The organism is Actinomadura sp. ATCC 39365, assembly GCF_054392275.1.
Genome location: NZ_CP184335.1, coordinates 7735423 through 7761062 on the forward strand (window position 1 = coordinate 7735423; position 25640 = coordinate 7761062).

At 74.7% G+C, this 25640-nt stretch carries 23 protein-coding genes and 1 pseudogene; 10 read left to right on the plus strand and 14 right to left on the minus strand.

The annotated features are described in order from the left end of the window. Window positions 1–17 precede the first annotated feature (17 nt). The 3 genes from ACNF49_RS37675 to ACNF49_RS37685 all read right to left on the minus strand — a co-directional run bounded on the left by ACNF49_RS37675 (window position 18) and on the right by ACNF49_RS37685 (window position 4458). Window positions 18–2513, minus strand: a complete 2496-nt coding sequence (locus tag ACNF49_RS37675) for a type 1 periplasmic-binding domain-containing protein (RefSeq protein ID WP_498703289.1) — start codon at window positions 2511–2513, stop codon at window positions 18–20. Between the two features lie 71 nt (window positions 2514–2584). Next, window positions 2585–3190: a cysteine hydrolase family protein gene (locus tag ACNF49_RS37680; RefSeq protein ID WP_482940596.1), complete on the minus strand. Its 606-nt coding sequence runs from the start codon at window positions 3188–3190 to the stop codon at window positions 2585–2587. Between the two features lie 26 nt (window positions 3191–3216). Next, entirely contained in the window at window positions 3217–4458 is a 1242-nt protein-coding gene (locus ACNF49_RS37685) for an MFS transporter (RefSeq protein ID WP_482940597.1), read from the minus strand. 134 nt (window positions 4459–4592) lie between these two features. On the opposite strand from ACNF49_RS37685, the gene ACNF49_RS37690 reads away from it, so the two are divergent. The 3 genes from ACNF49_RS37690 (at window position 4593) to ACNF49_RS37700 (ending at window position 7269) form a co-directional block, all read left to right on the plus strand. Then, window positions 4593–5543 carry a LysR family transcriptional regulator gene (locus ACNF49_RS37690; protein ID WP_357971784.1) on the plus strand — a complete coding sequence of 317 codons (951 nt, stop codon included), beginning with the start codon at window positions 4593–4595 and terminating at the stop codon, window positions 5541–5543. 350 nt (window positions 5544–5893) lie between these two features. Next, window positions 5894–6496, plus strand: coding sequence for a cadmium resistance transporter (locus tag ACNF49_RS37695; RefSeq protein WP_357971786.1), 603 nt, complete (start codon window positions 5894–5896; stop codon window positions 6494–6496). 119 nt (window positions 6497–6615) lie between these two features. Continuing rightward, window positions 6616–7269, plus strand: coding sequence for a hypothetical protein (locus ACNF49_RS37700; protein WP_482940598.1), 654 nt, complete (start codon window positions 6616–6618; stop codon window positions 7267–7269). Here ACNF49_RS37700 and ACNF49_RS37705 read toward each other — a convergent pair. Continuing rightward, on the minus strand, window positions 7266–8027 hold the full coding sequence (locus ACNF49_RS37705; RefSeq protein ID WP_482940599.1) for a hypothetical protein: 762 nt from the start codon (window positions 8025–8027) through the stop codon (window positions 7266–7268). The two genes, ACNF49_RS37700 and ACNF49_RS37705, sit on opposite strands and share 4 nt — an antisense overlap. A gap of 147 nt (window positions 8028–8174) precedes the next feature. On the opposite strand from ACNF49_RS37705, the gene ACNF49_RS37710 reads away from it, so the two are divergent. Next, window positions 8175–9158, plus strand: coding sequence for an ArsR/SmtB family transcription factor (locus ACNF49_RS37710; RefSeq protein WP_357971792.1), 984 nt, complete (start codon window positions 8175–8177; stop codon window positions 9156–9158). 17 nt (window positions 9159–9175) lie between these two features. Here ACNF49_RS37710 and ACNF49_RS37715 read toward each other — a convergent pair whose 3' ends face one another. Continuing rightward, window positions 9176–10117, minus strand: a complete 942-nt coding sequence (locus ACNF49_RS37715) for an AraC family transcriptional regulator (protein ID WP_357971794.1) — start codon at window positions 10115–10117, stop codon at window positions 9176–9178. A gap of 89 nt (window positions 10118–10206) precedes the next feature. Here ACNF49_RS37715 and ACNF49_RS37720 point away from each other — a divergent pair, with 89 nt between their 5' ends. After that, window positions 10207–11826: an alcohol dehydrogenase catalytic domain-containing protein gene (locus ACNF49_RS37720; protein ID WP_482940600.1), complete on the plus strand. Its 1620-nt coding sequence runs from the start codon at window positions 10207–10209 to the stop codon at window positions 11824–11826. A gap of 114 nt (window positions 11827–11940) precedes the next feature. Here ACNF49_RS37720 and ACNF49_RS37725 read toward each other — a convergent pair whose 3' ends face one another. From ACNF49_RS37725 to ACNF49_RS37740, 4 genes and pseudogenes are all read right to left on the minus strand, one after another. Further along, entirely contained in the window at window positions 11941–13065 is a 1125-nt protein-coding gene (locus ACNF49_RS37725) for an alpha/beta hydrolase family protein (protein ID WP_482940601.1), read from the minus strand. A 24-nt stretch (window positions 13066–13089) separates the two neighbouring features. Then, window positions 13090–13602, minus strand: a complete 513-nt coding sequence (locus tag ACNF49_RS37730; RefSeq protein WP_482940602.1) for an RNA polymerase sigma factor — start codon at window positions 13600–13602, stop codon at window positions 13090–13092. A gap of 90 nt (window positions 13603–13692) precedes the next feature. Continuing rightward, window positions 13693–14385, minus strand: a complete 693-nt coding sequence (locus ACNF49_RS37735) for a hypothetical protein (RefSeq protein WP_482940603.1) — start codon at window positions 14383–14385, stop codon at window positions 13693–13695. Window positions 14386–14483: 98 nt separating this feature from the next. Further along, window positions 14484–14663, minus strand: a pseudogene (locus ACNF49_RS37740) (MerR family transcriptional regulator); the annotation flags it as partial. Window positions 14664–14892: 229 nt separating this feature from the next. Between ACNF49_RS37740 and ACNF49_RS37745 the strand changes: the two are divergent. The 3 genes from ACNF49_RS37745 to plsX are packed head-to-tail and all read left to right on the plus strand — an operon-like array spanning window position 14893 to window position 18214. Next, on the plus strand, window positions 14893–16347 hold the full coding sequence (locus tag ACNF49_RS37745) for a phytoene desaturase family protein (RefSeq protein ID WP_357971804.1): 1455 nt from the start codon (window positions 14893–14895) through the stop codon (window positions 16345–16347). After that, complete coding sequence (locus tag ACNF49_RS37750; protein WP_357971806.1) at window positions 16344–17243, plus strand: phytoene/squalene synthase family protein; 900 nt, start codon at window positions 16344–16346, stop codon at window positions 17241–17243. The genes ACNF49_RS37745 and ACNF49_RS37750 overlap by 4 nt, the downstream gene beginning before the upstream one ends. After that, entirely contained in the window at window positions 17240–18214 is a 975-nt protein-coding gene (plsX, locus tag ACNF49_RS37755) for a phosphate acyltransferase PlsX (protein ID WP_482940604.1), read from the plus strand. The genes ACNF49_RS37750 and plsX overlap by 4 nt, the downstream gene beginning before the upstream one ends. A 5-nt stretch (window positions 18215–18219) precedes the next feature. On the opposite strand, the gene ACNF49_RS37760 is transcribed toward plsX, so the two are convergent. Continuing rightward, complete coding sequence (locus ACNF49_RS37760; protein WP_482940605.1) at window positions 18220–18927, minus strand: spheroidene monooxygenase; 708 nt, start codon at window positions 18925–18927, stop codon at window positions 18220–18222. Between ACNF49_RS37760 and ACNF49_RS37765 the strand changes: the two genes are divergently transcribed. Continuing rightward, window positions 18899–19507, plus strand: a complete 609-nt coding sequence (locus tag ACNF49_RS37765) for a glycerol-3-phosphate acyltransferase (protein ID WP_357971812.1) — start codon at window positions 18899–18901, stop codon at window positions 19505–19507. The genes ACNF49_RS37760 and ACNF49_RS37765 overlap by 29 nt on opposite strands. Here the strand turns inward: ACNF49_RS37765 and ACNF49_RS37770 are convergent. The 3 genes from ACNF49_RS37770 to ACNF49_RS37780 are packed head-to-tail and all read right to left on the minus strand — an operon-like array spanning window position 19446 to window position 22802. Beyond that, window positions 19446–20597, minus strand: a complete 1152-nt coding sequence (locus ACNF49_RS37770; RefSeq protein ID WP_482940606.1) for a glycosyltransferase family 2 protein — start codon at window positions 20595–20597, stop codon at window positions 19446–19448. The two genes, ACNF49_RS37765 and ACNF49_RS37770, sit on opposite strands and share 62 nt — an antisense overlap. A 58-nt stretch (window positions 20598–20655) precedes the next feature. Continuing rightward, on the minus strand, window positions 20656–22032 hold the full coding sequence (locus tag ACNF49_RS37775; RefSeq protein ID WP_482940607.1) for a phytoene desaturase family protein: 1377 nt from the start codon (window positions 22030–22032) through the stop codon (window positions 20656–20658). Further along, window positions 22020–22802, minus strand: a complete 783-nt coding sequence (locus tag ACNF49_RS37780; RefSeq protein ID WP_482940608.1) for a carotenoid biosynthesis protein — start codon at window positions 22800–22802, stop codon at window positions 22020–22022. Before ACNF49_RS37780 ends, ACNF49_RS37775 begins: the two co-directional genes overlap by 13 nt. Window positions 22803–22923: 121 nt before the next feature. Here ACNF49_RS37780 and ACNF49_RS37785 point away from each other — a divergent pair, with 121 nt between their 5' ends. Next, entirely contained in the window at window positions 22924–25059 is a 2136-nt protein-coding gene (locus ACNF49_RS37785) for an NACHT domain-containing protein (RefSeq protein WP_482940609.1), read from the plus strand. Here the strand turns inward: ACNF49_RS37785 and ACNF49_RS37790 are convergent. After that, a complete protein-coding gene (locus tag ACNF49_RS37790) occupies window positions 25054–25551 on the minus strand; it encodes a potassium channel family protein (protein WP_357971822.1) in 498 nt (165 codons plus the stop codon). The two genes, ACNF49_RS37785 and ACNF49_RS37790, sit on opposite strands and share 6 nt — an antisense overlap. Between the last annotated feature and the right edge of the window lie 89 nt (window positions 25552–25640).

Consider the following 25640-nt stretch of genomic DNA (forward strand, 5'->3'; position numbering starts at 1 on the left):
CGGGCCCGCGCCCGGGGTCAGCGCCGGGGGCAGGCGAACTCGTCGTGCGGGCCCCAGGTGGTCTTCACGTCGCCGCCGTCGCGGCGGCCGCACTCCATGGCCACCACCGGCCCTTGGGGAGTCTCCCGGAGGATGAGGAACCTCTTGTCGGACGGCACGACGGTCACCGCGCCCGAGGCGTTGCGCGGATCGCTCGGGTAGACGATCGTCCCCGTCGCGCCGCGCAGGCCGGCGTCCCCGCCGACGCCGAAGGAGGACAGGACCTGCACCGAGCCCCGTCCGCAGCCCGCCGCCTTGTTGAGCTGGCAGACGGTGTTGACGGCCGTGGCCATGGTCATGAGGGCGTCGTAGGCGAGCGGCCCGCGCCAGTGGTCGTACCAGGCGTCGTGTCCGTAGGCGGCGGAGTAGCGGGAGAGGTACTCCTTGCCCATCTCGTTCGGCGGCCTGCTGGGGAGCGCGTGCGCCGAGTAGTACAGCGTGACGCCGTCGAAGGACAGCTGCTGCGCGCGCGTCACCGTGGTGGTGACGTCGGCCCCGGCCAGCACGGTGAGGGCGCTCGGGCACGCGTTCTTGCCCTTGACGGTCTGCAGGAAGTCGCGCAGCCGCTGGGCCCGTCCCGGCCAGAAGACCAGGGTGCGCCGCGGGTCCTTGGCGACGATCGCGCAGGTCTCGTCGGCCAGCGCCGACAGGCTGTACACCGTCTTGCCGCCGGGCTGGGGGCTCTTGCTCGACGGCGAGAACCACAGCTGGGTGCTCGGACGGAACACGGCGGCGAAGTCGTCGCTGAGGGTCTTGCTGTAGTCGTCGTCGGGGTCGCCGAGGATGACGGCCGACGCTGCGGGGGCGCACGTGCCGTCCCCGGCGGGGATGACGCCGGCGTTCCTGACGAAGGCCGCGATCAGCCGGGCCTGTTCCGGGTTGTCGTAGGAGACCTGGTGATACAGCGGGTGCGACTGGAAGGTCTCCGAGGTGGCGCCGATGCCCAGCATGGGCAGGCCGCCCTCGCCGAGGATCCGCTGGGCCTCGATCGTCTCCTTCCTGCTCTCGCCCAGCCCGATGACGCCGAGCACCTTCCGGTCCGGCTGGGCCGCGATCCGGCGCGCCATCTCGGGCGCCTTCGCGTAGCCGGCGCCGGCCTCCTGGACGTTCACCCGCACGAAGACGTTGCCGTCGTAGTTGCGCCGGCTGTGCGGGGTGGCCTCCGCCATGTCGTTCATCTTCTGCTGGGCCAGCCCGATCCCGCGCAGTTCGGGGAGCACGCCGTTGTACTCGGGGTGCTCGAAGGTGGCGACCCCGGAGCCGAGGTACACCACGGTCTTGACGGTGTATCCCTGTTTCTCCTTGGCCTCGACCCTGGCGTTCTCGGTCTCGATCCGCTGCTTGTCCGCGACGTAGAGGTTCTGCGCCCCGGCGGCGTCCGGGACCGGGGCGGGCGGGCTCGCCGGGCCGGGCGCGGGCTGCGCGAGGCAGGAGGTGTCCGGTGGCCGGATCGGGGGCAGCCAGGGGATCGCGAGCACAGCCGCCAGGCCGACGGCGGCCAGGCCCTGCGCCACGGCCTCCGTCGCGGCGAGCCCGGGGCTGCCGAGCCGCACGGGGATCTTGGTCCGGCCCGCCAGGGCGGCGGCGTCGAGGCCGCCGGTCCCCTGGATGACGCCCTCCGCCGGGTCGAGGGCCGCCTCGCCGTCGAGAACGCTCGCCGCCCACCTGAGGTCCGGGCTCGAGGCCTCGGCGCCGGACTCCGGCGCGGCGATCACGACCGTGCGACGTACGCGGGTGTCCCGCGCGGCTTCGGCGACGCGGTCGGTGAGGGCGGCGTCGCCGGTGACGAAGAGCACGAACCTGCTCCGGCGACGCCGCCGCCACGGTGACAGCCTCGGGGTGAAGGCCGCCTCCAGGTCGCACAGAAGCGCCCGTAGCAGGGCTCCCTCCTGCTTCTCGCGGTCGGGACCCCACATGAGCCGGCCGGCTTCCGGGAAGAAGTCGGCCCTGTCATGCCCGATGTAGCCGGGGAACCAGGCGCGGGTCCGGCGGCGCCACGACCAGCGGAAAACTCCGCGGATCGCCCAGCCCGCCAGGATGAACAGGAGAACCTGGAAAAACAACGACAATCCGCCTACTTGGTTGGCACTCCGTACGAAATAGGCGAGATTTGGATGAAGGTCGTGAAAGGCCAGCTGGAGCGCGCCGGTTGCCTGCTCGCCCTCCTTTATCGCCTTTAAGGCCCGATAACGGGGAAATCGCACCGTGCCCCAGCCGCGTGGCGTCGTGTTCCCCAGCTGGACGACGACCCGCCCCAGGTCGATGGCCTCGTCGACCTCGGCGTACGGGACGAGGGGCCGGTCGTCCGCCGTGCGCAGCCGGCCGACGAGCGCCTTTACCACGACGCCGGGGGCGACCGCCCGCGTGCCCTTATAGATCTTCACGACCAGGGCCGCCGGAGCGGCCCCGCGTGCCGTGACTCTTTCGTCGATCATCGAGGCGAACGCGTCGAAGTCGCCGTTCGAGGGAGCCATGCATCCAGTATTGAGGCCACGGGTAAATTCGGCCCGCCCGCGATACGAAAGTGAAATCGAACGGTTGGCGGTCATCGGCTCTCGCGCAGGAGCGAACGCAGCCCGGCGGTGTCGATGACGTGGGCCGTTCTCGGGAACACGCCGCTCATCAGCGTCCGGTGGACGTGCCGGTCCGGATCGGCGACCCCGTCCGACAGCACGTGCAGCCGGTAGTCGCGGTCGGCGGCGTCGACGACGGTGGACAGGACGGCGCCGCTGGTGGTGAGCCCGGCGACGACCAGGGTGGTGATCCCGCGCTCCCGCAACCGGCGGTCGAGGTCCGTCGTGGACAGCGCGCCGACCCGGGTCTTACGGACGACGAGGTCCCCGGGTTCGGGGGCGACCCGCCGGTGGAAGTCGGTGCCGGGGTCCTCGTGGTGCAGCAGGCGTCCGCGGCCGATGAACGAGAACGTCGGGTTTGCGGCCGGGATCGCCGCCCAGTCGGCCTCGGTGAAGCCGAGCCGCACGTGGACGACGAGGGCGCCGTGCGCGCGCATGCCGGCGGCGGCGTCGGCCACCCGGGACAGCAGCGCCTCCTGCTCCTCCAGGCCGGGCAGCGAGGCGAGCACGCCCTGCTGGAGGTCCAGGACGAGCAGCGCGGCCGTCCGGGGATCGAGCTCGGGGGACGTGACGGTCATCGTTGTCTCCTTGGTGTTGAGGGGATTCAGGCGTGGGACGCCGGCACCGGCTCGGGAAGGGCCGCCGCGGCGCGCCGGGGCAGCAGCAGCGGGGTCGCCAGCAACAGCACGCCGGCCAGGCCGATGGCCGTACGGGGGCCGAGCAGGGCGCCCAGCACCCCCCACGCGGCCGTCAGCAGCGCGGTCGACGCCTTGGTCGTCACCGACCAGGCCGACAACGTGCGGGTGATCCGGTCGTTCGCGGTGCGTTCGAGGCGGTAGGTGGCCGAGACGGGGTTGAAGACGCCGCAGCAGAAGATGAGCCCGAGTTCGACGCCCATCACCAGCAGCAGCCCGCCGGTGCCCGGCCCCACGAAGGCCAGCCCGACGGGCCACACCGCGCGCAGCGTCCCGGTCACGACCAGGACGCGGTGCTGGCCGAACCGGGTGACCAGCGGACGGGCCAGCCGCGCCCCGAGCAGCCCGCCGACCGCGGGCACGGCGAAGGCGAGACCGTACTGCCACGAGGTGAACCCCAGCCGGCCGAGCATCAGGACGGCCAGCAGCGCGTCGGCGGCCATCAGCAGCCCGTTGAACAGGGCGGTGTTGAGGAACAGCGGGCGCAGCGCGGCGTCGGCGAGGATGTACCGCCAGCCGTCGAGCAGGTCGCCGGCGCGCATGCGCGCGGGCTCCCGCCGTTCGGGGCGCGGCTCGCCGCCGCCCGCCGCGCGGACGCCCAGGGCCGACAGCAGGTAGCTGACCGCGTCGGCCACCACCGTCGCGACCGGGCCGAGGAGCACGATGGCGGCGCCGCCCAGCGGCGGCCCGACGATCGTGGTCGTCCAGGTCGTGGACTCCAGGCGGGCGTTCGCGACGAGCAGGTGCTCGCTCGGCAGCAGCGTCTTGAGGTACGCCCCGGAGGCGGCGCGGAAGGTGATGTCGGCCGCCGCCACCACGACCGAGACCAGCAGGAGCTGGACGAAGGTGAGCGCGCCGAACGCGAACGCGGCGGGGATCGTCAGCAGCGCCGCGAACCGCACCAGGTCCGCCCCGATCAGCACGGGCCGCTTGCGGCGGAACTCCACCCACGGGCCGAGCGGCACCGCCACGGCCGCGCCCACCGCCGCGCCCACGGCCGACAACGCCGCGACCTCCGCCGGCCCGGCGTGCAGCACCTGGACGGCGATCAGCGGGAAGGCGCCGAAGGCGAGCCACGTGCCGAGCGCGCTGGTGCCGTACGCCGCCCACAACCAGCCGAACCGGCGGCCCAGCCGGTGCCCGTTCCTCATGTCCGACGCTCCTCGTCATTCGCCCGTACAACCGATACGCGATCGGGAGCATCCAATCGGGCCGGCCAGCAGGAGATCAAACAACCGGACACCCCGATCCGCACAACCGGTGGTTGTGTCCGTAAGGTGTGCGCATGGACCTCGACATCGTCCGGACCTTCGTCGCCGCCGCCGAGGCGGGGCAGTTCCAGGAGGCCGCCGCCGACCTGGCGGTCACCCAGCAGGCCGTCTCCAAGCGCATCGCCGCCCTGGAACGCGACCTCGGGGTGCGGCTGTTCACCCGCACCCCGCGCGGCACGAAGCTCACCATCGACGGGCAGGCGTTCCTGCCGCACGCCCGCGAGCTGCTGCGGGTCGCCGAGCGGGCGGTCGCGTCCGTGCGGGCGGGCAGCCGTCCGCTGCGCGTCGACGTGCTGGCCTCGCGCGGCGTGGGGTCGGGCCTGATGCGCGGCTTCCATCACGCGTACCCCGGCATCGACCTCGACGTGGTGATGTTGTTCGACATCGACGCGGCCATCGCCGCCATCCGGTCCGGCACGATCGACGCCTCCTTCCGCGCCGTCGCCGTGCCCGGCCGGCCCCTTCCCGAGGACGTCGAGTCCGCCTGGGTGGTCGACGAGGCCCTCCAGCTCCTCACCGGCCCCGCCCACGCGCTGGCCGGCGCCCGCTCGGTGACCCTCGCCCAGCTCGCCGGACACCGGATCTGGATGCCCGGCCTCACCCCCGGCACGGAGTGGACCGCCTTCTACGACGACCTGGTCGCCGAGTTCGGCCTCACCATCGAGGCGACCGGCCCCAACTTCGGCTCCGACGTGCTCCTCGACACCATCGCCGACACCCCGGCCCTGGCCACGTTCATGGGTGACCGGACCCGGCTCGTCTGGCCCGCCGGTCACGGGCTGCGCCGCATCCCGGTGACCGGCCCCACGCCCGTCTACCCGCACTCGCTCCTGTGGCACCGCGACAACCCGCACCCGGCGCTGGCCACCCTCCGCGCCCACCTCGCCGCCACGGCGGCCGAGCGCCAGGCCGGGACATGGGCCCCGGCCTGGGCTCGGGCAGCAGGCGGCCGCCGGGTGGGCTGACCCGCCGGTTCCCGGTCAGCCTTCCTGAGGCCCCTGGGTGACCCAGTAGTCGTGGAGAAGGGTGTTCTTGGGGCACCACTCCTCCGAGACGGACGTGCCTCCCACCATGGGCCCGGGGCGCTCCGGCTCGATCCCGCAGCGGATGTGGACCTGGTGCCAGTGCTGGTAGGTGCCGGCCGGGCAGACGGACCGCGCCCCGAACTGCTCGTACCTGATGACGCCGCCGCCGACGCGGTGGATCTGCTCGCCCTGGCACGGGCCGTCCGCCGCCGCCCGCGGGTGAACGCCCGGGCCCGCCTACGTCCCGATAGGGTCATCCGGGCATCCTCCGGACAGAAGGACCCTCTCTGGTGAACCTGGGCATCGTCGGGCAGGCCGCGGGGCTGTTCGCCGTCACCAACATCGACGACATCCTGATCCTGGCGCTGTTCTTCGCCCAGGGCGCGGGCCGGCGGGGCGTCGCCGTGCGGATCGTGGCGGGCCAGTACCTGGGCTTCCTCGCCCTCGTGGCGGTGGCCGTGGCGGCCGGCTTCGGGGCGACCTTCCTGCCCGGGTCGCTGATCCCGTACCTGGGGCTGCTCCCCCTCGCCCTGGGCGTCAAGGCCGCCTGGCAGGCGTGGCGGAACCACCGCGACGGTGACGACGGCGAACCGGACGGCGAGCCGCCCGGCGGCCCGAGGACGCTGGAGGTCGCCGCGGTCACCTTCGCCAACGGCGGCGACAACATCGGCGTGTACGTACCGGTCTTCGCCACCGCGGGACCGGCCGGCACCGGCGGGTACGTCGTCGTGTTCCTCGTGCTGGTCGGCGTGTGGTGCGCGGCCGGACGGTTCTTCGCCACCCGTCCCCTGGTCGCCCGCGCCCTGAGCCGGTGGGGGCACGTCCTGCTGCCCGTGGTCCTGATCGGCCTGGGCCTGCTCATCCTCGTCGAGGGCGGCGCCTTCGGCCGGTAGGTCCGGGAACTTGGGCGCGGCTCCGAACCATCGGCCGGGCGGGGGCGTCCAACAAGATCACGGCATCGGAAGGGGGTCCGGATGTTGGTCCGCTCGGGCGGCGCCTCGGGGGCGCGGGCATGGTGAGGCGCGGACGCGCCGCTCGTCCGGCGCCGCGGATCGACGTGGCCCGCCTGCCCGAGGACGTCGTCGCGCTCGTCGACGCCCTCGAACCCGGCGAGAGCCTGGTCCTCACGCGTGACGGCGCGTCGATCGCGACGATCTCCAGCACCGTCGACGTGGTCCAGGGCGCCGTCGTCGACCGCGGGGCGCCGGACGAGCCCGACGATCCGCCGCCGGTCGGCCACGACGACGTGACGGTCGTGGCCACCGCGATGGAGCTGTCGAACGCCGCCCGGGTCGCGCTGTCCGACCGGCTCGGGGCCGACTACGTGGTGCTCGACATGCACGCCGCCCCGGCGACCGCCGACGTGCTGCTGGTGCCCGCCGGCAGCCCGCAGCTGATCGCCGGACTGCGGTCGATGTTCCCGAAGGCCCGCGTGGTCGTCACCGAGATCGAGGACCCGGAGCTCGGGGTCCGGTACCACGGCCCGGTCCGGCGGCTGCTCGATGCCGGCGCGGACGCGTACCTGCCGCCGGCGACCGTCCCGCTGCTGGCCAGGCAGCTCGACCATGTCCTGGGCCAGGGGCGCGAGCTCACCGGCGGGGCCACGGCACCGCTGCAGATCGCCCCGGCCCCGGCGGCGGACGGCGACCCGGAGGAGCAGATCTAGCCGGGCGGCGGCTGGGACGGCGGCCCGAACAAGGTGGCGGTGTCGACGGTGGCGGCGTCGCCCGAGCTCGTGCGCTTGGGTTCGCCGTCGGCGCCGATGAGCGGCAGGTGGTCCGGGAGCCTGCTCGGGTCGACCGCGCCCGTGCCGGTGATCCAGGACGGGCGCGGCGGCTGCGCCGGTGGCGTCTTCGCCTGGAGGCCGTACTTGGCGGTGAGCCACACGTTGCCCGACGGCAGGGAGCCGCCGTTCCAGCCGCCGTCCCAGACGTATCCGAAGGCCAGCGTCGCGTACCAGGCGGTGCCGCAGGGGGCGGGGTTGGACCCCTCGCCGCTCCACATGTACCAGTCGGCGTGAGAGGTGGTGTTGGGGGTGTAACGCCAGTCGGAGTCCAGGCCCAGGCAGGCGCCCCAGACCTGGGTGTTCAGGTTGTAGACGAGCACGACTTGACGTATCGCGAGATGGCCGGCGGGCACGGCCCGTCCACGGCCGCACGGGATGCCGTCGTTCGGCCCGAAGACGTTCGCCGCGGACGTCTGGTAGGAGCCGGCGTTGACGTGGGAGAGGTCCAGCATCTCGGCGTAGACCAGGACGCACAGGGAGTCCGAACGGTAGACCCAGTCCTCGTTGTGGGCCCCGTTGTCGGCGGCGTGGGCCGGGGTCGTCGAGGTGGCCGCGACCAGGAGGGCAGCGGCGGCGGCGCACAGGCCGCGGCGGGCCCGCCGGCCTGTCGTGCCGGACGTCCGGGGGTGTCTTCGCATGTTGTTCTCCTCAGCGGCGGGCGCGGGCCGTTCGCTGCCATGGTCGGGGCGCGCCGGGGTGCGCACAATCTCTTCGGCCGGGCACCGAAGAGCTCCCCCGTCAACCGGACGATTGCTTGAAATCGATCATCAGGCGACGATTGGCGCATGCGTCTCAACTTCCAGGTGGGCGACCTCGCGGCCACCCGGTTCGTGGTCTCGCCCCTGACCCACGCGATCTTCGCGGCCTTCAGCGTCCACCATCCCGACTTGACCGAGAAGGGCTCGATCTGGCGGGACATCGCCAGGACCGTGCCGCGCCGGACGCTGCCGCTGCTCGACATACTCAACCGCGGCGCCTCCCGCGTCACCCTGCACGAGGGGCTGGTCACCTCCGAGGTGGCCCCGCCGATCGAGACCGCCGCGCTCTCCGACGAGCTCGACGCGCTCGCCGCCCTGGACACCCCACCCGAGGAGCGCGAGTTCGGCGGCGACCTGTGGCGCTTCAGCGGGGTGCCGGGACGGCCCGACCTCGACATGGACCCGGCGCGGTTCCGCCGGGCCCTGGCCGACAGCATGTACGTGCTCTTCCACCGTTTCCTCGCCCCCGAATGGCCCGGCATGCGCCGGAGGCTCGAAACCCGCCTGGCCGCCTACCAGGAGACGGTGGCGCGGATCGGGCTCGGCTCCGCGCTCAGCACCCTCAGCCCGCGGCTGTCCTGGGACGGCGGCGGCATGGTCGTCGCGGGCGGCCCGCCGATCACGGTCGATCTGGGCGGACGCGGCCTGCTGCTCCATCCGATCTCCGGCGCCTCGCCCCGCTACCTGGGCATCGCCACCACCCGGGACCGGCGCAGCTCGGTGCTCACGGTCCCGATCCCCGACGGCGACCGCCAGGTGCTGCCGTCCCCGGCTTTCGACACGCTCGCCGCGCTGGTCGGGCGGGCGCGGGCGCGGGTGATGCGGGCCGTCGGTGGACACGGCTGCCGTACGGACGAACTGGCCGGGCGGCTCAGGGTCAGCGCCTCCACCGCCTCCGAGCACGTCACCGTGCTGCGCAACGCCGGGCTGATCGCCACCCGCCGCAACGGCCAGGCCGTCCACCACCACCTGACCGCCCTCGGCGCCCGCCTGCTGGCGGCCAACGGCTGACCCCGGTACGGACGGGCTCACCCGCTCCCGGGGGCCGGGCAGCCGACGCGGCGGTACTTGCCGGGGGGCATGCCGTACTCGCGTTTGAAGGCGTTGGCGAAGGCGAACTCCGAGCCGTAGCCGACCGCGGCGGCGACCGTGCTCAGCGCGGCGTCGGAGTCGCGCAGCATGCGCGCGGCCGTGCTCAGCCGCCACCAGGTCAGGTAGCTCAGCGGCGGCCGGCCGACGAACTGGGTGAAGCGGCGGGAGAAGGCCGCGCGCGACAGCCGGGCCCGGTGGCCGAGCGACTCGACCGTCCAGGGGTGGGCGGGATCGCGGTGGATGCCGTCGAGCGCGGCGCCGACGGCCGGGTCGGCCAGCGCGGCGGCCCAGTTGCCCCCCTCGCAGTGGTCGGCCGAGGCGTCGAACCAGGCACGCAGGATGTACAGCAGCAGCATGTCCAGCAGCGCCGGGACCACCAGGTCGGCGCCCGGCCGCGGGTCGTCGATCTCCTTGCCGAGCAGCTCGACGGCGGCGCGCAGGTCGGTGTTGCGGCCCAGCCCGGTGGGCAGGTGGATCATCTCGGGCAGCCCGCCGAGCAGCGGATGCGCCCGGCCGGCGTCGAGCCGGTAGCCGCCGCAGAGCGTCACGGTGACGGGCCCGGCGCCCTCCATCGAGGCCGAGGCGAACAGCTCGGCCGGGGCGTAGGGGTCGCAGTCGGGCTCCGGGAGGGCTCGGTCGGGCGAGTCGGCCAGCCCGTAGCCGTGACCGTGGGGGAAGAACAGCACGTCGCCCGTGCCGACCGGGAACGGCTCGCCCTCCGGCGGGATCGCCCAGCACGAGCCGCGCAGCACGACCTGGAAACCCGCCGACCCGGGCACCGACGGGAAGCGCTGCCCCCAGGGCGCCGGCCACTCGACCCGCGCCGAGCGCGGCACGCCGATGCGCATGGAGGCGACCACGTCGCTCAGTACGTCCATGGTGGGAGTCTAGTGCGGAAGACGATCGCGTATTAATCCAGCACGCAGACTCATTGGACGCCTCATTGATGGCTCCTAGGGTTGACGGCATGACAAGAGTCCTGGTCAGCGGGGCGACCGGCACGATCGGCCGTCCGCTGGTGAAGCAGTTGAAGGAGGCGGGCGCCGACGTCCGCACGGTGACGAGGGAGCTGACCGACCCGGCCGCGCTGGCGGCGGCCCTCGACGGGGTGGACGCGGTGTTCCTGCTGTGGCCGTTCGCCTCGGCGGAGGGGGGCCGCGAGGTGCTGAAGCTGATCGGCGCCCGGCGGGTGGTCTACCTGTCCTCGGCCGCCGCGCGTCCGCACGAGGTCGAGATCGAGCGCCTGATCGCCGGGACCGCCCGGGAATGGACGGTGCTGCGCCCGCACGCGTTCGCGGCCAACGCCCTGCGGTGGGCCGGGCAGGTCCGGACGGGCGTCGTGCGGCAGCCGTACGGGGAGGCGGTCTTCTCCCCCGTCCACGAGCGGGACGTCGCGGCCGTCGCGGTGCGCGCGCTGCTCGACGGAGGGCACCACGGCGCGGTCCACACGCTGACCGGACCGCGGCCGCTGACCCAGCGGGAGCAGGCGCGGTTGATCGGCGAGGCGATCGGCCGGCCGGTGCGGTGGGCGGAGGAGCCTCCCGAGGAGGCCAGGCGGCGGCTGCTCGGCCTGGGGTGGCCCGCCTCCGCCGTGGACGGCATGCTGAGTGCGCTCACCGAGCCGGGCCCGTCCACCCCGACCGTGGAGGAGGTCACCGGAGTGCCCGCGAGCGACTTCGGGACGTGGGCGAGCGAGCACGCCGCGGACTTCCTCGGCACCATGCGGGCCGCCCGCGTGCACGAGTACGGCGACGCCTCGGTGATCAGGGTGGAGGAGGCGCCGGTGCCGCGGCCCGGAGCTGGCGAGGTGCTCATCGAGGTGGCCGCCACGTCGTTCAACCCCTCGGAGGTGGCTCTGCGCGCGGGCATGCTGCGGGAGGTGTTCGGCGGCACCCTGCCGCACACGCTCGGCTGGGACGTCGCGGGCACCGTGCTCACCGGGGCGGGCGACCTCGTCCCCGGCGACCGGGTGATCGGGCTCATCGACGGCGCGGCGGCCGGGTACGCGGTCGCGAAGGCGAGCATGCTGGCCAGGGCGCCGCGGCGGATCCCGCTGACGGCCGCGGCCGCCGTGCCGGTGGCCGGGCTCACCGCCTGGCAGGCGGTCTTCGAGCACGCCCGCATCGGCCCCGGCAGCCGGGTGCTGATCAACGGCGCGGGCGGCGGCGTCGGGCTGTTCGCCGTGCAGCTGGCCAAGCACGCGGGCGCGTACGTGGTGGCCACCGCCGGGCCGCGCAGCGCCGCCGCCGTACGGGCGCTGGGCGCGGACGAGGTCGTGGACTACACCGCCGGCCCCTTGCCGGGCGGCAACGACGTGCTGATCAACCTGGTGGCCGACGTGCCCGCCGCGGTGACGGAGCTGGCCGAGGAGTTCGTCTCGATCACCCTGCCGATCGACCACCCGCGCGCCGTCCGGTTCGTGGCCCGCAACGACCCGGGGCAGCTCGCCGAGCTCGTGGCGCTGATCGACAAGGGCGTGGTGGACGTCGAGGCGGCCGTCCGCCCGCTGGAGTCGCTGGCCGACGTGCACCGCGAGGCCGAGCGCGGTCTCGTCCGCGGCAAGATCACGCTGACGCCGGGCAGATGATCAAGCCCGGTCATCCGGCCGCCACCGCGCGCCGGGTCCGGGCGCGGGCGAGGAGGAAGGTGACCAGCGGGACGGCGACGACGCCCAGGTCGAACCGGCGTCCCGCCCGGGGGCTCAGGTCGGGGAGGCGCCCGGGGAGAGGAAGTCACGGACGAGGCGGTCGTAGCGGGCGCGGTCGACGTTCCACGCCTCCGTGTGCCCGCCCCGCTCGAACGGCTCGAACCGGATCTCCCACCCCAGCCGCCTGCCCGCGGCCACGAGACCGTACGCCTCCTGGATCGGGTGCTCGGTGTCGGGAACGGTGTGGATCAGCAGGAGCGGCGGCCGGACCCGCGGCGGACGCCGGATCAGGCTGAGCCGGTCCGGATCGACCCCGGTACGCCACCGGACGACCTGGTTCGACAGCCCGGCCATGAAGGCGGGCAGGTGGTGGTTCCTGACGCCCTGTTCGGCGGTCATGCCGACGTCGATCATGGGGGCGTCCATGACGACCCGGTCGACCAGGGCCGCCAGCGGCGACCGGTCCAGGAACTGCCCGACGACCTGGCCGCCCATCGAGGTGCCGTACAGGACGAACCGCCGTGCCCCCATGGTCCGCGCGTGGCGCAGGGCGGCCTCCAGGTCGCGCCACTCCGAGTCGCCCAGGTGCAGCAGCCCGTCGGGTGAGGCGGGCGCGCCCTGGTCGTTGCGGTAGCTGATGTCCAGGAAGGGCAGCCGCAGCCCGTGCACGACGGGCAGGACCTTCAGCTCCGCCTTGCGCCGCCCGTTCTGGCCGTGGACGGCGACGACCCAGGTGTCGCCCTCGCCGGGCACGTACCAGGCCGGCGCGGGCCCCAGCTCGGTGGGCACCATGATCTCGGTGTAGCCGATCCCCCAGGCCACCTCCGGATCGCCGGGCGGCACGTTGCCGAACCAGCCGGGCGTGCCGGCCGAGGGGACGTGACCGCGCAGCACCTTGCGCGTCACCCGGTCCCCCGCGCCGGGGACGACGTCCCCGAGCATGGCGTACGAGCCGGTCCACTCCAGCCAGTACGTGCCCGGCTTGCCGGTCTCCGGTGTCCGCGTGAGCGTCACCAGGTCGCCCCGCACGGCCAGGACCTCGGTGTTGCCCGTGCCGTAGCGGACGACGCCGATCGACTGCTCGCTGCCGAACCAGGCCCCGGCCCCCGTCGCCCCCATCAGGACGACGACGGTCGCCAGACCTGCGATCCACAGCCGCCTCTTCACCAGTGCTCGCATGTATACAGAGTAAACTATGGGCGTTTACGGCGTATACATCGGCGGCTCGTGCTGTTCCAGGAGGACCGAGAGCCGGTGCAGCCCGCGCGAGATGCGGGCCTTGACGGTGCCGATGGGCACGCGCAGGTGGTCGGCGATCTCCCGCTGGGTCAGGTCGGCGAAGTAGGCCAGCTCGATGGCCTGCCGCTGGGCGTCCGACAGCTCGGCGAGCGCCCGGTCGATCTGGTCGCGGTCGCCGAGCGCGTCGGGCGCCGGCCGGGCGCGTCCCGGCAGATCGCCCGCCTCCTGCAGCGGCACGGTCAGCAACCGCCGCACCCGCAGATGGTCGACGGCGCGGCGGTGGGCGATGGCGAAGACCCACGCGGCCTGGCTGCGCCTGGGGTCGTACCGCCGGCGCGAGCGCCAGACGTCGGCGAAGACGACCTGCAGCAGGTCCTCCACCTCCTGGGCGGGCACGAACCGGCGCAGATAGGAGCGCACGGAGGGAGCGTGCGTGCGGTAGCACTCGCCGAGCGCTTCCTCGTCACTGGTGTCCATGCGCCTGCCCCTCACCGCAAAAACCTATTCAAAACTTATTCATACCGAGGCACGGCAGGCGGTCACAAGCTCATCGGGGGAAAGGGCGGCTCAAATCAGGGTCGACATGACGCATGCGACGGCGTCGGGCAGCGTCGCCACCCGGACGACACCCGCCGGGGTCCGGCCCTGCCAGCCGCGCCCGCCGATGACGACCCGGCAGGCGGGACGCACCTGGGGCAGGGCCGCAAGAGGGGCGGTGTCGCCGGTCTCCGCCCGCTGCGACCAGACGAACACGGCCGCGGGACCGAGCCGGCGCATCGCGTGCGCCAGTGCCGTGTAGGGGGTGCGGGCGCCGAGCACGCGGGTCTGCACGCCGCGTTCGGCGAGCGCGGCGGCCAGGGCGTGCACCGGAAGGCTGTGCTGCTCCTCCTCGGCGCACGCCAGGAGCACCGGCCGGTCCGCCCGCGGCGGCACGTCACCGGCGAGCCGGTGCAGCGCCGCCTGAAGGTGGCCGGACAGCAGGTGCTCGGCGTCGATGCCGGACCCGGTCGCGTCCTGACCCCGGCAGACGGCGTCGAGCGCGGGCAGGAAGAGGTGCTCCCACGTCCACACCACGCCCTGCGCGGCCAGCGTCTCCTCGACCAGGGCGGCGACGGCGCGGCCGTCGAGCATGACGGCGGCGCGGGCCAGCGCGGCGACGACCTTCCGCGGCGCGGGCCGCCCGCCGGGAGGCTGCGGCGTCCGCCGCCCGCCGGGAGGCTGCGGCGTCCGCCGGCCGGAGGCGATGGGTGTCGTCCGCATGCCGGGGGCTGCGCGGCAGGGGTGTCGGGCAGCGAGAGGGCGAGCCTGGCGGCCTCGGCCGGCACCAGGCCGGTGGCGATCAGGCGTTTCATCTCGGCCAGCCGCCGCACGTCGGCGGCGCCGTAGCGGCGGTGGCCCCCGGGGCTGCGGCGGCTGGGGCCCAGGCCGTAGCGCAGGTTCCAGGTGCGCAACGTCGGCGCGGGGATGCCGAGGCGCCGGGAGACGGCTCCGATGCCGAACCCCGCGTCCCCCTCGCTGACCGGTGTGTCCTCGTCCATGGTGTTCCCGCTGCCGCTCGACGTGTCCGACTATCTTTTCGCGGTTGAGGGGGTCCTTGGGCGCATGGCGGGGCGCGTCCGGCTTGATCCCGTTGTCCGGTGCCGTGCAACCGGGCGCGCTCCTGGCACGAAAGCTGTTCATAGCGACAGAAGGAGCTGCGTGCATGGACACGGTGACCTCGCAGGCCGGGCACGTGCGTGGGCCGGCCGACCGGCCGGAGGCCGCCCGATGAGCCCGGTGGTCGTCGTCGGGGCCGGGCTGGGCGGGCTGGCCGCGGCCGTCCACCTGGCGGCCGCCGGCCGTGAGGTCACCGTGGTCGAGGCCCTCCACGAGCCCGGGGGCTGCTGCGGCACCGCCCGTCTCGGGCCGTTCCGCTTCGACACCGGCCCCTCGGTGCTGACCATGCCGGGCGTGCTCGCCGAGGTCTTCGGCGCGGCCGGGCAGGAGCTGCGGCACTGGCTGCCGTTGCGCCGCCTGGACCCGTCCTACCGGATGGTCTTCGACGACGGCTCGCGGCTGGACGTCCTGCCCGAGCGCGAGGCGATGGCCGAGCAGGTGCGGACGGTGTGCGGGCCCGCCGAGGCGGCGCGCTACGACCGCTACCGCGCGCTGCTCGACGAGCTGTTCCGGGTGGAGTGGCCGACGTTCATCGACGCGGACGTGAGCCGGCTGCGCGCCCTGGCCCGGCCGGCCGCGCTGCTCCGGCTGGCCCGGCTGGGCGGCTTCCGGCGGCTGGACCGCCTGGCCGCCCGCCACCTGCGCGACCCCCGGCTGATCAAGGCCCACACCTTCCAGTCCCTGTACGTGGGGCTCGCGCCGCAGCGCGCGCTCGGCATCTACGCCGTCATCGCCCACATGGACACCGTCGGCGGCGTGTACTTCCCGCGGCGCGGCGGCATGCACGCCATCCCCTCGGCCATGGCGGCCCTGCTGGCGAAGCTGGGCGCCGACATCCGCTACGGCGCCCGCGCCGACAAGGTCGAGACGGACTCCGACGGCGTCACCGGGGTGCTGCTGGCGGGCGGCGAACGGCTCGCGGCGCGGCAGGTGGTCGTGGCCTGCGACCGCCTGGCCGCCCGGCGGCTGCTGCCCGGCCCGGCGTCCGACTGGCGGTTGCGCCGCCCCCACCACTCCCCCTCCTGCCTGGTGCTGCACGTGGGCCTGGACCGTCCCCTGGACGGCCAGGCCCACCACACCCTGCATTTCGGACGAGCCTGGCGGGAGACCTTCACGGCGCTGGCGGCGGGCCGTCCGCAACCCGATCCCAGCCTGCTGATCACCCATCCCGAGCCGGACGGCGAGGCGGCGCCGCCCGGCCGGGCCACGCTCAGCGTCCTGGAACCCGCACCCAACCTGCGGACCGCCGACTGGGGCCGGTTGCGGCCGGAGCTGGAGACGCGGCTGCTCGGCCGCCTGGCCGCGCTCGGCCACGGCGACCTGTCCGGCGCGCCCCGGCTGGTCCTCGACCCGCCCGCCTGGGCGGCGCGCGGGCACAGCGCGGGCACCCCGTTCGCGCTGGACCACCGCTTCACCCAGACGGCGTGGCTGCGGCCCTCGGCCGTCGCCCGGCGGGTGCCGGGACTGCACTTCGCCGGCATGTACACCGCCCCCGGCGTCGGGATCCCTCCGGTGCTGATCTCCGGCCGGCTCGCCGCCGAACGCATCATGAAGGAGGCCCGTTGACGCTCACCGCCAGCTACGAACGCTGCCGACAACTCCACGCCCGCTACGGCCGCTCCTACTACCTGGCCACCCGCCTGCTGCCCCAGTGGAAACGCCGGCACGTGCACGCCCTGTACGGCTTCGCCCGCTACGCCGACGAGATCGTCGACTCCTTCACCATGACCGGCGACCGCGCCCGCGCGCTCGACGAGCTGGCCGCCAAGGTCGAGGCGGGGCTGGCCGGGGCGGCGACCGGCGATCCGATGTTGCCCGCGTTCCTGCACACCGTGCACTCCTTCGGCATCGACCACGGCGACGTCCGCGCCTTCCTCGCCTCGATGCGCGCCGACCTGTCCGTGCGGCGGTACGCGACCTACGACGACCTGCTGGGGTACATGTCGGGATCGGCCGCCGCGATCGGCACGATGATGCTGCCGGTGCTGGAGCCGGCGTCCGGCCACGAGGAGCGGGCCCGCGAGCCGGCCCGCCAGCTCGGCCTGGCCTTCCAGCTCACCAACTTCCTGCGCGACGTCGCCGAGGACTTCGCCCGCGGCCGGGTCTACCTGCCGATGGAGGATCTGGACAAGTTCGGCGTCGTGCCCGGCATGCTGGGCGAGCGGCGGACCCGGCGGGCGGTGCGCGACCTGCTGGCCTTCGAGGCCGGGCGGGCCCGCGAGCACTACCGGGCCGCCGACGAGGGCATCGGCCTGCTCGTCGCCTCCTCGCGGCCGTGCGTGCGCGCCGCCTTCGAGCTGTACGGCGGCATCCTCACCGAGATCGAGCGCCGCGGCTTCGACGTCCTGGCCGGGCGGGTGCGCGTGCCGCGCCGGCGCAAGGCCGCCGTCTTCGCCCGGCACCTGCTGGCCTCCGCCGGGTCGGGCCGGGCCGAGCGGCGCGTCCGCGTGGAGCTGCCGTGACCGGCGCGGCCCCCGTGGTCCTGGACGCGATGGGCGGCGACCACGGGCCCGCCGAGGTGGTCGCGGGGGCGGTGCTGGCCTGCCGCGAGCACGGCGTGCCCGTCGTCCTGGCCGGCCCGGCGCCGCGGCTGGACGAGGAGCTGCGGCGGCACGGCGCCGCGGGCGAGATCGCGGTGGCCCACGCCGCGGACGCCGTGCCCATGACCGAGCGGGGAGCGGGCGCGACCGCGATGGCCGCCTCCAGCCTGGCGATCGGCTGCGACCTGCTCGGACGGGGCGAGGCCGGGGCACTGGTGTCGGCCGGGTCCACCGGCGCGGTGGTCGCGTGCGCGGTGCGCGGCATCGGCCGGGCGACCGGCGTGCTGCGGCCCGCGCTGGCCGTGGCGCTCCCGTCGCTGCCGGGCGGGGCGAGCGTGCTGGTGGACGCCGGCGCGATCACCGATCCGAGCCCCGCCATGCTGGCCCAGTTCGCGCTGCTCGGCGTGGAGTACGCACGGGCCGTGCTCGGCGTGGCCGACCCGGTGGTGGGGCTGCTGTCGATCGCGGCGGAGCCGGGCAAGGGCAACCGGCTGGCCCGGCAGGCCGAAGAGCTGCTGAGCGAGCTGCCGGTGCGCTTCCACGGGCCCGTCGAGGGGCACGACGTCCTGGCCGGCACGGTGGACGTGATCGTCACCGACGGCTTCACCGGCAACGTCGTGCTCAAGAACGTCGAAGGCTGCGTGCGCACGGCGCTGGCCATGGTCGCCGAGGCCGGCATCGCCGCCCCCGACCGGCTCGCCGAGGTGGCCCGCCGCTACGACCCGCAGACGCACGGCGGCGCCGTCCTGCTCGGCCTGCGCGGCACCGTCGTGGTCGCGCACGGCTCCTCGCGGGCGGCCACGATCGCCCGCGCCTGCGTGGTGGCCCGCACGCTGGCGGAGCGGGATCCGGCGGCCGGGATCGCGACGACCGAGGTCACGGCGGCGGGATGAGGGGGTCAGCTCAGCGGGTCCCGCCCGTCCCAGCGGCCCTCGCTGGCATAGGGGACGAAGCGGGCGAACAGCTCTTCGGCGTACCAGTCACGGGCCCGTACCTGCTCGACGACCCGCCGGTGGGCCTGACCCCGGTAGGCGAAGTCCCGTACGGCCCGCCGGTCGCGCCACAGCGAGAAGGTGGCCTGCCGGGCGAGCGGCCACTCCCCCATGCCGACCGAGGCCAGGCAGCCGTCCTGCCGCCGCAGCAGCTCCTCGACCGGCGGGACCGACCGGTAGAAGGCGACCAGCCGGCCGGGCCGGATGGACGCCCTGGTGAGCACCGCCACCGGGCCCGGACCGCCGTCGTCGCAGGCCGTCACGCCGCCGAACGGGTCACGGCCGCCCCACGCGCCGCGCGAGGCGAGCGGGGCCAGCCGGGTCTGCCAGTACTCCGCCGACTCCGTCCGCCAGCGGGCGGCGATCGGCGAGTCGCGCAGGAACTCCTCCAGGTCGCTCTCCCGCCGCCAGACGGCGAACAGCGCCCAGCGCCGCAGGTCGGCGCCCAGCGACATCGAGCGTCCCCTGCCGGTGCCGAGCAGCCGCCAGAAACGCGGGCCGCCGGGGCGGCGCAGCAGCGGCCGGTCGAAGGCCATGTGCTTCATCGCCCCCCTGCCGCCGTACCGGACGAGGTGGAACGACGCGATGGTTGAGGTGCTCGTCTCGGTCGTCATCGGCTACCTGCTGGGGTCGGTGCCGGTCGCGGTCCTGGCGGCGCGGGCGCACGGCGTCGATCCGCGCGACGTCGGTGACCGCAACCCGGGGTACTGGAACGTCAAGGAGCAGCTCGGGCGGTGGGCGGGCGTGCCGGTGTTCGCCGGCGACACGCTGAAGGGCGCTCTGGCCGCCCTGGCGGGGCTGCTGGTCGGCGGCGGCCACACCGCCGCCTTCGGCGTGGTGTCAGGGGCGAGCGTGGCGCCGGTGTACCTGGCGGTGGCGGCGGCCATGGCGGGGCACGCCTGGCCGCTGTTCGCCGGCTTCCGGGGCGGCCGGTGCGTGCTCACCTTCGCCGGCGGGGTCGCGGTCATCTGCCCGCCGGCGTTCGGGCTGGCCGTGGCGGCGTTGACGCTGGCGGCGCTGGCGACGCGGTCGTTCGCGGCGGGCGCGCGCCTGGCGGTGTTCGGGGTGCCGCTGCTGCAGCTGCTGTTCATGCCCGCCGAGCTGGTGGCGGCCACCGGCGGGCTGATGTGCCTCATCGGGCTGCGCTTCGGGCAGGCCGCGCTGGCCGGCCGCCGCCGCTCGCCCCACCGCTGACCCCACGGCTTACGCCGCCGCCGATGTCGCCGTAGGTGCGTCCGCGCCAGCTACGCACCGGCCGTACGGTGGCCTGTGTCAGGCGGAACGCGGCCGCCGGGTCCAGCAGCGGCGACAGCAGCAGCCCCGCCCCCGGCCGCCGGTAGCTGCCCCGCAACGCGGCCGTCAGGGACACCCGCAGCCCCAGCAGCGCCAGATCCAGGCCGGTCGGCCGGCCCGCGGCCAGCCGCAGCACGGGCAGCGCCGCCGTCAGCCAGATGACCGCCAGGTCGGCCGCCTGCCAGCCGGGGCCGGTCACGTCGCCCAGCGGCAGCGAACGGCCCCACTCCCGCCACAGCTCGCCCGCCGAGTCGTGCATGTCGACCTCCAGCAGGCCGCCGGCGTCCAGGAAGCCCACCGACCAGCCCTGGGCGGCCAGGCGGCGGGCCAGCGCCACGTCGTCGGTCATCCGGTCGTGCACGAGCGCGAAGCCGTCCGCCGCGGTCATCCGGGACCGCCGGAAGGCCATGCACTGGCCGTTGGCGATCGCCCGGTGCGGCGGTGGCGGGCTCGGCGGGCCGACGGGGCCGAAGCGGTAGACCAGCGTCGCCAGCATCGAGGCGTGCAGGGCCTGCTCCAGTGCGCCGTCGCAGACGAAGCGGGGGCCGGCGCTGACCAGGTCGTAGCGGTCCAGGGCCGCGGCCAGCGCCCCGAACAGGCCGGGCGCGGGCCGGACGTCGGCGTCCAGCGTGACCACCACGCCGGCGCGGGCGGCGGCCACCCCCTGCCGCAGCGCCCACTGCTTGCCGACCCAGCCGGGCGGCAGCGGATCGGCGGTGACGACGGTGGCGCCCAGCGAGGCCGCCAGCTTCGCCGTGCCGTCCCGGGAGCCGTCGTCCACGACGATCACCTCGCGCACGCCGGGGGCGGCCAGCGCGGCGCGCAGGCACGGGCCGATCCTGGCCTCCTCGTCGCGGGCGGGGATCACCACGGAGACCGGCTCGCCCGCGACCGGACGGGGCCGCAGCGCGGGCAGCCGCCGCCGCCCCCGCGCGAGCCGGGCCGCCACGACGGCCGCCGCCACGCCCTGCGCGACGGTGAGCGCCCTCATCGCGAACCCCCCGCGAGGTCCTGGGACACCAGGCCGGCGACGATGCGGGCGCCCAGCGTCACCATCGGCAGCCCCCGCCGGGGTGGGCCGACCCGCCCACCAGGTACAGCCCGCGTCTCGGCCCCCGGTTGCCCGGCCGGGCGAAGGACGACAGCCTGCCCCGGTAGGCGCTGCCGTAGATCGCGCCGCCCCAGGAGCCGTACCGATCCCGCAGGTCCGCGGGGGTGAGGACGTCGACGAAGCGCAGCCGGCCGGCCAGGTCGCAGCCGCGCCCGGCCAGCCGCTCCAGCACCAGGTCCCGGTACGCCTCGATCCCGATCCCCCACCGGGACGGATCCCGGGCGGGCACGTTGACCAGCATCGTCCAGTTCTCCGCCCCGGCCGGGGCCTGGGAGGCGTCGTCCACCGCCGAGCAGCCGACGTAGACCGTCGGGTCGAGGGGCGGACGCCCCCGGTCGAAGATGTCGGCGAACTCGCGCTCGTAGTCGGCCGAGAACAGTACCGAATGGTGCGGCAGCCCCGGCGTGCGGCCCTCCACCCCGGCCAGCAGCAGGAAGGCCGAGGACGAGGTCCCGAGCCGGGCGATCCGGCGCAACCGCCGCCGGTCCGGCGACAGGCGGCCGTACAGGGCGGCGGCGTCGGTGCCGGCCACGACGACGTCGGCCCGCACCCGGCGCCCGCTCGCCAGCCGTACCCCGGTGACCCTGGACGCGTCGGCCTCGACGGCGGCGACGGGCTCGGACAGGAAGATCTCCACCCCGGCCGCCTTCAGCAGCAGCGCCAGGTCGTCGGCCAGCCGGGCCAGACCGCCGGGCGCGTACCAGACGCCCTGCCCGTGCTCCAGCGCCGGGACGCAGCCCAGCGCCGCCGGCGCCCGGTACGGGCTCGATCCGGCGTACGTGGCGTAGCGGCCGACGTACTGGCGGAGGCGGGGGTCGCGGAAGTGGCGCCGCGCCAGCCCGGCCAGGGTGCGGGCGGGGGCCACCGCGGTCAGGTCCGACAGCCGCGGCCTGCCCTGCCGCCGGATCGGCGGACCGGCGAACACGGTCCGCTCCGCCGCCCGCAGGCAGCCCTGCGCCCAGTGGTGGAAGGCCGTCCAGGCCCGCCCCTCGCCCGGCGCCAGCCGCTCCACCTCGACGGCCATCCGCGCCGGATCGCGGTGGGCGTCCAGGACGGTGCCGTCGGCGAAGCGGTACCGGCACAGCAGCGCGGGCTCGACCAGCTCGCGGTCCAGCCCCAGCTCGCGCAGCACGCGCGGCATGGTGAGCAGCGACGGGCCGAGGGAGAAGATGAAACCGTCACGGCGATGCTCGGCCAGCTTGCCGCCCAGCCGCGGCAACCGCTCGTACAGCCGCACCTCGTGACCCTGGCGGGCCAGCAGCAGCGCGCACGCCATGCCGCCCATGCCCCCGCCGATCACCGTCACCTCGGCCATGACCGCCTCCAGGCCGGCGCGGCGAACGCGCCCATCGTGATCCCTCCGGCGGCGGCGACCAGCAGGTCGGGCGGCTGGAACACCGCCGCGAAGCCCACCGTCTCCATCACCGCCATGACCGTGTACAGCCCCAGCAGCCCACGCGTCGGGGCGGTGGCCCGGACGATCCGCCCGACGACCACCATGACCAGCGCCGACACCAGCAGCCAGCCGGCGAAGTTGCTCAGCGGAACGCCGCGGTAGAAGCCCTCCCGCGCCCACGTCCACAGGCCGAGCCGGACCATCTGGGGGTCGAGGAACAGGTCCCACGCCGTCAGCGCGCCCGCGCCCGCGCACACCCGGGCCACCCCGCCGGACGGCACGACCGCGACCGCCACCGCGTGGGCCGCCAGCCCCATGCCGCCCCACGCCAGAACGACCACCACGGGGACCCCGGCCACCTGCGGCCACAGCGCGTCGCTGTAGCTGTAGGAGCCGAACGGGAATCCGGTCTGCAGCCCCGCCAGCTCGGCCGCGTACCCGGTCAGCGCCGCGCCGGCGAAGGCGGCCGCCGCCCTGGCCGCGCCCCAGGCGTCCGCGGCGAAGGCCAGGGCGCACGCCGCCAGCAGCACGACGATCACTCCGGTGAGCCGTTCGGGCCGCGCGGCCAGCCCGGACGCCACCTGGCAGGCCATCATGGCCAGCACCGACAGCACGCCGAGCGCGCGTGCCGGCCGCAGCGCCGGTCTCAGGGCCGCGCCCGTCACCTGCCGGCCTGGTGTGCGTTCCACATACCTGTGTTTCGCACGTGCCGCCCGCGGAGTTGCACGTGCCGCGAGCCGGTACGGGATGAAGAGGATCTTTGTCGCGTTCCCCGCACACGACGGGTGCCCGCTTTGAAATGCTTGGACCGTGAGCCGGCGGACGAGGACATGGTGGTTCCGGGCAGGCGTGGCGGCCGGGATGGTCATGCTGGTGGCCGCCGCGCTGCGGCTGTGGACGCTCTATCCCGGCGACGTCGACCCGGTCGGCGCGGGGCTGGCGCTGGCCGGGACCGGCATCGCCGCGATGTCCTGGTGGCAGGCGCAGCGGCTGGCCGACACCGACGTGCAGGCGGCCGGGGCGCTGCTGGCCGGGCGGGTGCTGGCCGAGGAGCGGGCCCAGCGGGCCCAGCTGCTGGGCGGCAAGGGCAGCGACGCCGTCATCGACGTCGACTTCTCCTTCCACCCCACCGGCGGTGCCGTCTCCGCGCCGCCGGCCGGCAACCTGAAGCAGGTGGCCGCCTACTTCCGCGAGCTGGGCGGACCGGGGCGGCTGGTGATCACCGGGGTGGCGGGTTCGGGCAAGACCGTCCTCGCCATCGAGCTGATCCTCCGGCTGCTCGGCGACCGGCGGCCCGGCGACCGCGTCCCGGTGCGGATCTCCGCGGCGAGCCTGGATCCCGACGTGCCGGTGCGGGACATGCTCGCCCGGCACCTGACCGCCGCGTACGGCCTGAAGCCGGTGACCGCGCGCACGCTCGTGGACGCGGAGCGGATCCTGCCCGTCGTGGACGGGCTCGACGAGATGGACGAGACCGACGAGCCGGGCTACGGTTCGCGGGCCGCCCGGGCGCTGCGCGCGCTGGAGGAGTACGAACACGGGCTGGACCGCTGCAGCATGGTCCTGACCTGCCGCACCGACCAGTACGACGCCCTGGCCGCCGACCGGGCCGTCCCCCGGGGCGTCGTCCGGGTCGACGTGGGCAAGGTGACCAGCGACAAGGCGTGGCGGTTCATCCAGGCCGTCACCGACCAGGAGGATCCCGACCGCTGGCGGCCGGTCCTGGACGCGCTGACCCGCGACGGCCATGTCCTGGCCGAGGCGCTGAACACGCCGTGGCGGCTGACCCTGGCGGTGAGCGTCTACGAGCAACGCGACCCGGTCACCGGTCGCTACGTGCGCTCCCCCGAGGTCCTCACGCGCTTCGCCGACCAGCAGTCCGTACGGGAGCATCTCCTCGGCCTGTTCATCCCCGCCCGCCTGGCCGCGGCGGACCCGGCGGGGAAGGGGCCCGGCGTCGAGCGGACGCACGCCTACCTGGCCGTCCTGGCCGGTCATCTGCGCGCGAACACGGGCCGGCCGCCGTTCCACGGGCGCGTGTTGTCCGGCACGGACCTCGTGCTGCACCAGTTGTGGCCGCTGGCGGGCGACCGTGCGCGGTTCCTCGGCGCGCTGGTGGCCCTGGCGACCTGCCTTCCCGGGGTCGCCGCCGTCGCCGTCGCCGCCGTCGTGGTGTTCTCGCAGGTGGAGATCGTGGGCGGCCGGATCTCTGGCGCGGCGGTGACCGCGCTCGTCCTTCTCGCGCTGCCCGGCATGGTGGCGGCGGGCCTGCTGATCGAGCCCGTCAGGGCCTGGCGGGAGGTGTGGTCCCCGGCGGACGAGGGCGTCCTGCGCCGGTTCCGCAGCGGACGCGGCCGCAGGAAGAGCGTGGTGGACGGCGTGCTGGCCGCCTTGTGCGGCTGCGTGGCGGGCGCGGCGGTCGTCATGGAGTTCGACGCCGCCCTGCCGCTGTGGGTGCCGGTCGTCTTCGGCCTGCTGTTCGGGGTCGGGATGGCGAGCGGCGGGGACGGCGAGAGCCGGTACGCCGGTTCCGGGGACGGCGCCGACCCCAGGGCGGTCATCCGGAACGAGGTCGTCTCGACGCTCGTGGCCGCGCTCACCTTCGGCCCCGGATTCGGGTTCATCCTGGGCATCTGGTTCGTGATGGTGCTGGACGGGGTCACGGTCACCGCCGCGGTGGCCGTGAGCGCGGTGTTCGGCATGTCCCTGGTGGCGTCCTGGTCGCCGCTGCTGGCGCGCCGCTACCTGGGGCTCCTGCTGGCCACGCGGGGCCGGCTGCCGTGGCGGCTGGGACGCTTCCTGCACCGGTGCTACGACGCCGGGCTGCTGCGGATCTCCGGGATCGCCTACCAGTTCCGCCACCGGGAGCTCCAGGACTACCTGGCCGCGCATCCCCGTGCCACCACGGCGTCCCCGGCCCCCTGCCTGGAGGGAGAGCCCTCATGACGACTCGTTCGAGCGCCACACGCCCACGATGAGCGCGAGCGCCGACGTCACGACGATCAGATCGAAGATCACCTGCACGATGACCAGGGCCTTCGCCCCCTGCCCGAGAGGGACGACGTCGCCGTAGCCGACCGTGCCCAGGGTGATCACCGAGAAGTAGAGCGCGTCCACCCGCGTGCGCAGGCCGTGGAACTGCGCGGCCATCAGGAAGTACAGCGTCGCGAAGAAGACCACCACGACGGTGACGACGGTCAGCAACATCGCCAGCTGTTCCGCCAGGGACCGTCCTGGCCGCAGCGCGCGCCCCACCTGCCGCCCCAGGAGCCAGGCCAGCACGATCACCCCGGCCAGACAGCCCAGGGCGCGCAGCTCGGGCGAGCCGTCCTGGAGTTGCTCGGTCGGCAGCGGCACGACGAAGTAGACGCCGGTGATCACGGCCGCCGCGGCCGCGCTCCGCACCCATGCCAGCACGCCGGCCGGAGAAGCACACATGTGATGAACGTTCCTCGGCCCGGCGGTCTCATCGCCGGGAATGCTCTTTCTTGGGGTTCTCCTTGCCCTCGTCGAAGACGGCCGAGGGC

Coding starts and splice junctions, on each gene's coding strand:
- ACNF49_RS37675 (WP_498703289.1), bottom strand. CDS start 2,513: ATGGCTCCCTCGAACGGCGACTTCGACGCGTTCGCCTCGATGATCGAC.
- ACNF49_RS37680 (WP_482940596.1), bottom strand. CDS start 3,190: ATGACCGTCACGTCCCCCGAGCTCGATCCCCGGACGGCCGCGCTGCTC.
- ACNF49_RS37685 (WP_482940597.1), bottom strand. CDS start 4,458: ATGAGGAACGGGCACCGGCTGGGCCGCCGGTTCGGCTGGTTGTGGGCG.
- ACNF49_RS37690 (WP_357971784.1), top strand. CDS start 4,593: ATGGACCTCGACATCGTCCGGACCTTCGTCGCCGCCGCCGAGGCGGGG.
- ACNF49_RS37700 (WP_482940598.1), top strand. CDS start 6,616: ATGGTGAGGCGCGGACGCGCCGCTCGTCCGGCGCCGCGGATCGACGTG.
- ACNF49_RS37705 (WP_482940599.1), bottom strand. CDS start 8,027: ATGCGAAGACACCCCCGGACGTCCGGCACGACAGGCCGGCGGGCCCGC.
- ACNF49_RS37710 (WP_357971792.1), top strand. CDS start 8,175: ATGCGTCTCAACTTCCAGGTGGGCGACCTCGCGGCCACCCGGTTCGTG.
- ACNF49_RS37715 (WP_357971794.1), bottom strand. CDS start 10,117: ATGGACGTACTGAGCGACGTGGTCGCCTCCATGCGCATCGGCGTGCCG.
- ACNF49_RS37720 (WP_482940600.1), top strand. CDS start 10,207: ATGACAAGAGTCCTGGTCAGCGGGGCGACCGGCACGATCGGCCGTCCG.
- ACNF49_RS37725 (WP_482940601.1), bottom strand. CDS start 13,065: ATGCGAGCACTGGTGAAGAGGCGGCTGTGGATCGCAGGTCTGGCGACC.
- ACNF49_RS37730 (WP_482940602.1), bottom strand. CDS start 13,602: ATGGACACCAGTGACGAGGAAGCGCTCGGCGAGTGCTACCGCACGCAC.
- ACNF49_RS37735 (WP_482940603.1), bottom strand. CDS start 14,385: ATGCGGACGACACCCATCGCCTCCGGCCGGCGGACGCCGCAGCCTCCC.
- ACNF49_RS37745 (WP_357971804.1), top strand. CDS start 14,893: ATGAGCCCGGTGGTCGTCGTCGGGGCCGGGCTGGGCGGGCTGGCCGCG.
- ACNF49_RS37765 (WP_357971812.1), top strand. CDS start 18,899: ATGGTTGAGGTGCTCGTCTCGGTCGTCATCGGCTACCTGCTGGGGTCG.
- ACNF49_RS37760 (WP_482940605.1), bottom strand. CDS start 18,927: ATGACGACCGAGACGAGCACCTCAACCATCGCGTCGTTCCACCTCGTC.
- ACNF49_RS37770 (WP_482940606.1), bottom strand. CDS start 20,597: ATGAGGGCGCTCACCGTCGCGCAGGGCGTGGCGGCGGCCGTCGTGGCG.
- ACNF49_RS37775 (WP_482940607.1), bottom strand. CDS start 22,032: ATGGCCGAGGTGACGGTGATCGGCGGGGGCATGGGCGGCATGGCGTGC.
- ACNF49_RS37790 (WP_357971822.1), bottom strand. CDS start 25,551: ATGTGTGCTTCTCCGGCCGGCGTGCTGGCATGGGTGCGGAGCGCGGCC.